Source organism: Gemmata sp. (assembly GCF_051859125.1).
Lineage (GTDB): Bacteria > Planctomycetota > Planctomycetia > Gemmatales > Gemmataceae > Gemmata.
In genome coordinates this window covers 1-4,718 of sequence record NZ_JBHYGG010000183.1, presented here as the reverse complement: position 1 = coordinate 4,718, position 4,718 = coordinate 1, and the positions used below count along the sequence as shown (strand labels likewise).

General features: G+C 70.0%; 5 protein-coding genes and 1 pseudogene. 4 read left to right on the top strand and 2 right to left on the bottom strand.

Annotated features, from left to right (window positions below; all coding sequences use genetic code 11):
* Window positions 1-629: pseudogene (locus ACTIGN_RS16390) on the top strand (hypothetical protein); the annotation flags it as partial.
* A gap of 4 nt (window positions 630-633) precedes the next feature.
* Here the strand turns inward: ACTIGN_RS16390 and ACTIGN_RS16385 are convergent.
* Together ACTIGN_RS16385 and ACTIGN_RS16380 are read right to left on the bottom strand one after the other, a co-directional pair.
* The gene (locus ACTIGN_RS16385; RefSeq protein ID WP_439625709.1) at window positions 634-1,728 is read right to left on the bottom strand and encodes a hypothetical protein; all 1,095 of its coding nucleotides are present in this window, start codon (window positions 1,726-1,728) and stop codon (window positions 634-636) included.
* A complete protein-coding gene (locus tag ACTIGN_RS16380; RefSeq protein ID WP_439625707.1) occupies window positions 1,725-1,961 on the bottom strand; it encodes a hypothetical protein in 237 nt (78 codons plus the stop codon). Before ACTIGN_RS16380 ends, ACTIGN_RS16385 begins: the two co-directional genes overlap by 4 nt.
* Before the next feature lie 364 nt (window positions 1,962-2,325).
* Between ACTIGN_RS16380 and ACTIGN_RS16375 the strand changes: the two genes are divergently transcribed.
* The 3 genes from ACTIGN_RS16375 (at window position 2,326) to ACTIGN_RS16365 (ending at window position 4,535) form a co-directional block, all read left to right on the top strand.
* On the top strand, window positions 2,326-3,468 hold the full coding sequence (locus tag ACTIGN_RS16375; protein WP_439625705.1) for an IS701 family transposase: 1,143 nt from the start codon (window positions 2,326-2,328) through the stop codon (window positions 3,466-3,468).
* 252 nt (window positions 3,469-3,720) lie between these two features.
* On the top strand, window positions 3,721-4,122 hold the full coding sequence (locus tag ACTIGN_RS16370; protein ID WP_439625703.1) for a transposase: 402 nt from the start codon (window positions 3,721-3,723) through the stop codon (window positions 4,120-4,122).
* A 17-nt stretch (window positions 4,123-4,139) separates the two neighbouring features.
* Window positions 4,140-4,535: a hypothetical protein gene (locus ACTIGN_RS16365; protein ID WP_439625701.1), complete on the top strand. Its 396-nt coding sequence runs from the start codon at window positions 4,140-4,142 to the stop codon at window positions 4,533-4,535.
* Window positions 4,536-4,718 lie beyond the last annotated feature (183 nt).

Sequence of the window (4,718 nt, the reverse complement as noted above, 5' to 3'; positions counted from 1 at the left end):
GCCCGTGCGTGAACTCTTGCTCACCACGCTCGCACCCGCCGCATGACTGCCACAGCATCGGCATCAGTCGAGTTAAGGGGAACATCATGTCGCCGTGGAACGTCGGACAACGGATCGGAGTCGCCGCGGCGGTCGCCGTCCTCTCGCTCGGGTGCGGCAAGTCGTCACCGACCGGGTCCGCCCCGGCCCCGCCCCCGGGCTCCGCGCGGCCCGCCCCCGGATCGCCCAAGCCGACCCCGGACACCCGCACCACGCCGAAGGCGGACGCGGCCCCGCTCCTCACCATCGGCACCGACCCCCGGGACCTCCGTGACGGCCGGCAGGTCAGGGTCACCGGCCGACTGGTCCTCATCAGCGGGGGCATCAACGAGGTGCTCGAGGCCCCCGCCGGCTCCGAGCGGCTCACGACGGCGACTCCGATCCTGGTCCTGGAGATCGGCCGCGGGGAGCAGGTCGCGTGCGCCTTCTCCGCTGTCGACAGGGTTGCGTTCGACCGGTGGCAGGCGAAGAACCCGCCCGGCACGCAGCGGACCAGCAACGGCCTGTACTCCTGGTCCGCCGAGGGCTACCACCACTACTTGCTTCACTCCGAGGCCGCCGGCGACTTCCCGAAGCCACTCACCAAGTAGCCCGTCACGGCGTGTGCATCGGGTTGACGGGGACCGGGACCGGCCCCTTGAGCGCGTTCTCGTCGTTGAGGACGTACCGCAGGTTCCACTTCGCGGCGTACACGGGCACGAGGACGTTCCCGACCGTCGACTGGGTAAACCCCTCGCCAGCATCGACCCGACTCAGGAGCGTGGGGGTGATCCCGTTCACCGCGGCCAGCGCCGGCACCGGGATTGGGAACCCGACCCGCATGGCCCGGCCGGTGAGCCGCAGGTACAGCGTCGAGCTGGTGCGGCGCTGCACCCCGGTCCCGCCGCTGTACGACGGCGACAGCGGCCCGGGCTCCTTCCCGGTGCCGGCCGGCAGGTTGCCCGTGGTGATCACGCCCCAGATCGACGGCGGCAGTTCCCCCGTCCCCCCGCTGCCGATCACCTCGCTTGCGGACCCGGGCAGCGTCTTCGCTTCGACGATCCCGTCGTCGCCCTCGACCGCGATCGCCGCATCGTAACTCAGCCAACTCGCGTCCGGGGGCGGCAGCGGGGGCTCACCCGACGGCGACCCGGTCCCGCCGAACAGGAACGTGGCGAGCATAAAGTCGATGAGGTTCGCAGCGGCGGGGTCGATGTTCCGGCTCACGTTCCCCGGCCCCTTGGGCTGGGCCGCCCGGCACAGGTCCACGATGGCGTCGTCCGTTCCGGGGGTGAACGCCAGCATGGCCCGACCCCGCGGGATGCCGACGCCCGCGGCGGCCATGCTCGCCAGCCACACGGCCGGGGCCGACGTCGCCTCCTTCGGCAGCGGCCGCCACAGCCCGCCCCGGTTCAGGATGTTCTCCAACTTGGTCGTCACCCGGTACACCTGCCGCAGCACCACCGCCCGCTGCTGGCCGTACACCTGAGCGTCCTCCGCACCGAAATGCCACGGGACGATCAGGGCCGCCCGTCCGAGGGCCGCCAACTCCTTGAGGCGGTCCTTGACCGTCGCGGAGAAGGCCTTGACCGCCGCGGACGGCTTCGTGCCCCGGGCCAGCAGGTACTCGCCGGTCATGGTCCCGGTCCAGGCGTTGTTCATCTTGCCGGGGTCGCTGGTGTAGCTGTGGCTGAACTTCGCCTCGGTCACCCCTCGGGCGGCAGTTCCTCCGGCATCTCCTCGTCGGTGATGGTGAACGCAAGCGTGCGGCGGTCCTCCGACAACTCGTAGTTGCTCGTGCGGCGGAACCCCTCCAGTTGTGCGGGCGAGACCCGCGAACGCCACTCGTCGGCGCTCGTGGACGGGACGCGCTCGTCCTTGTTGCGGCGCGTCATCGGGATCGTCACCTTGCCGGTCATGATGCGGGTGGTGAACTGGGTCACAGCAACCCGGAATGTTGGACCGTGATGGAACGACCGGCGGGCCGGTCGCGGGGTCGGTACGTGGCCCCGAATGCATAGGGGGCCGGGAAGTTGATCGGGTTTGATAAGGTGCTCTAAGGTAAAATCTTGTTAACCCTTGTTAACCTTTTTGTTAAGCCGCCTCCTGCAGCGCGGGCTCCGGGACCGGGGGATACCCCCGGACGGCAGTGACCACATCCATCCCGCCGCACCGAAGCCGCTCTTCGCCGACTCGACGTTGAGGGCGGTCTTGGCACGCTTGACCGTCCTCACCGCGTGGCCTTCTAATCCTACAGCCGTAGTTGCTACAACAGACCCGGCGAGTGTTTCGGCCGGGGGCTGAGCGATGTCAGGACGACCAACGGCGAATCAGGTTGAACGCTGGGCGGAGGAGGTCACGGCTGTGGGCGACCGGATTGGTCGTCACTTCGCCCGGACCGAGCCGCGGCGACGAGCCACGGCCTACATCCGTGGGCTGCTCGGGGGCGCCGAGCGCAAGAACGGGTGGCAACTGGCCGAGCACGGGGAGGCCAACCCGGACGGCGTCCAGCACCTGCTCGCCCGGGCCGACTGGGACGCGGGCGCGGTTCGCGATGACCTTACCCAGTACGTGGTTGAGACCCTCGGCGACCCGGACGGGGTGCTCGTCATCGACGAGACCGGGCTCCCGAAGCGGGTGGACCACTCGGTCGGGGTCCAGCGGCAGTACTGCGGGTCGGTCGGCAAGGTCGAGAACTGCCGGGTCGGGGTGTTCCTCGGGTACGTGACGCCCAGGGGTCGGGCGTTGCTCGACCGGGCCGTGTACCTCCCGAAGGAGTGGGCGTCCGATCGCAAGCGGCGGAAGCGGGCCGGGGTGCCGAAGAAGACCGGGTTCGCCACCAAGGGCACGTTGGCCGAGGAACTACTCGCCCGAGCGATCGCGGCGCACGTGCCGGGGGAGTGGGTGACGGCCGACGCCGTGTACGGGACGGCGGCGTTCCGGGGCGCCATCGAGGGGCACGGCTTGGGGTACGTGCTGGCGGTGAAGACGGACCACACCGCCCACCGGGGGGTGCGCGCCACCCCGGCCCGGCGCGTCCTGTCCGAACTCGGCCCACGCGACTGGCGGCGGCTCAGCAGCGGGGCCGGGGCGAAGGGGCCGCGGGTGTCCGACTGGGCCCTGGTGCCGGTGGACGCCCCGACCACCGACGTCGGTCGGTGGCTGCTGATCCGCCGGGACGTGGCCGACCCGACCGAGGTCGCGTTCTTCATCGGCGGGGGCTCGCCCGGGACGACCCTCGACACCCTGGCCCGCGTGGCCGGGTCGCGGTGGAGCATCGAGGAGTGCTTTGAAATTGCCAAAGGGGAATGCGGCCTGGGTCACTACGAGGTGCGCGGGTGGGCCGGGTGGCACCGGCACGTCACCTTGTCCCTGTTCGCGTTGGCGGTGGTCGCCGTGATCCAGTCCCGGGTCGCCACCGGGCCGCCGAAAAAAAGTCGGCCGGGCTGATCCGGTTGAGTGTTCTCGAGGTCCGCAAGCTGCTGCTGAAGGTGGTGTGGACTCAGGTTCCGCCGACGAAGCGGACGCTCATGTGGTCGGCCTGGCGTCGCCAACACCAGTATCGGGCCCGTGCGTGCCACTACCGCAAGCGACGGGCCAAGCCGCCCGACGACTAACTACGGCTGTAGTTCTAAGGACCAGCGGACAAAACCCCGAGGTCACCTATTCTGATCGGCACCCGTTCCGATCAGGGTTCCGGCCATGCAGTTGAAGGATCTGGCGCGTCGTCTGCCGGACGACATCTGGGCGATCTTCGAGCCGATCCTGCCGGCCAAGGTGTGGTTCGGCAACGGCCGCCCGCCGCGCGGTAACCGGGAGTGCCTCCACGCCCTGTTGTACGTCCCGGCCTCCGGGATCAGCTGGGAGTTTCTCCCATGGTGCTTCCCGTCGTACAAGACCGTTCAACGCCGACTCAAGGACTGGCTCCGCGAAGATACGTTCCTCCGGGCGTGGGGGCAACTGGCCGAGCGGTACGAGCGCTTGCACGGGATCAACTGGGACCAAGTTCTCCTCGACGGCTCCAAGACGTCGTCGGAAAAGGGGGTGAGGCGTCGGGGCCGAGCCCGGTCGATCGCGGCAAGTCGGGCACCGCGATCCACGTAGCCAGTGACGCACGGGCGATGCCCCTCGCCGTCACGGTGACCCGGGCCGGGGCCAACGACGGGTGCCAGACCCACAGGGTGCTGGCCGCGCTGGTCGTTCGCCCGCCGGCCCCGGAGGTGCCGGCCGACACGCCCGACGAGCGGGGGCGGCCGGCGGCCCGTGCCGACGGGGCGTACGGGAACGATCCGTCGCGGGTCCGGGCCGGGTCGCAGGGGTTCCGGTTGTACGCCCCCGGCCGGGGCCAGAAGCGGCCCGGGGTCGGCACGGTGCGGAACGCCGTCGAGCGATGCCACAACTTCTTCGCCCAGTTCGGTCGCGTCCGCCGGCGACGTGACCGCCACGCCCGCAACTACCTCGGCTGGTGCCAGATGGCCGCCTGTGTGATCCTCATACGCTCAGGTTTTGTCCTTTAGTCCTAATCGTCGCCCAGTCCGGCCTCGCCTTTCGCCCGCTTCAGGGTCCAGGTCCGCGTCGCGGGACGCCCTCGGGGTGCCCGAGGAAACGGCCGGAAGGCAGGTGGGCCGGCAGGGCAGGCGCACTCCTTGGCCCCGATTTCCTGTAGCACCTTGAGCATGTAATCGTCGTCCCAGGCGGCC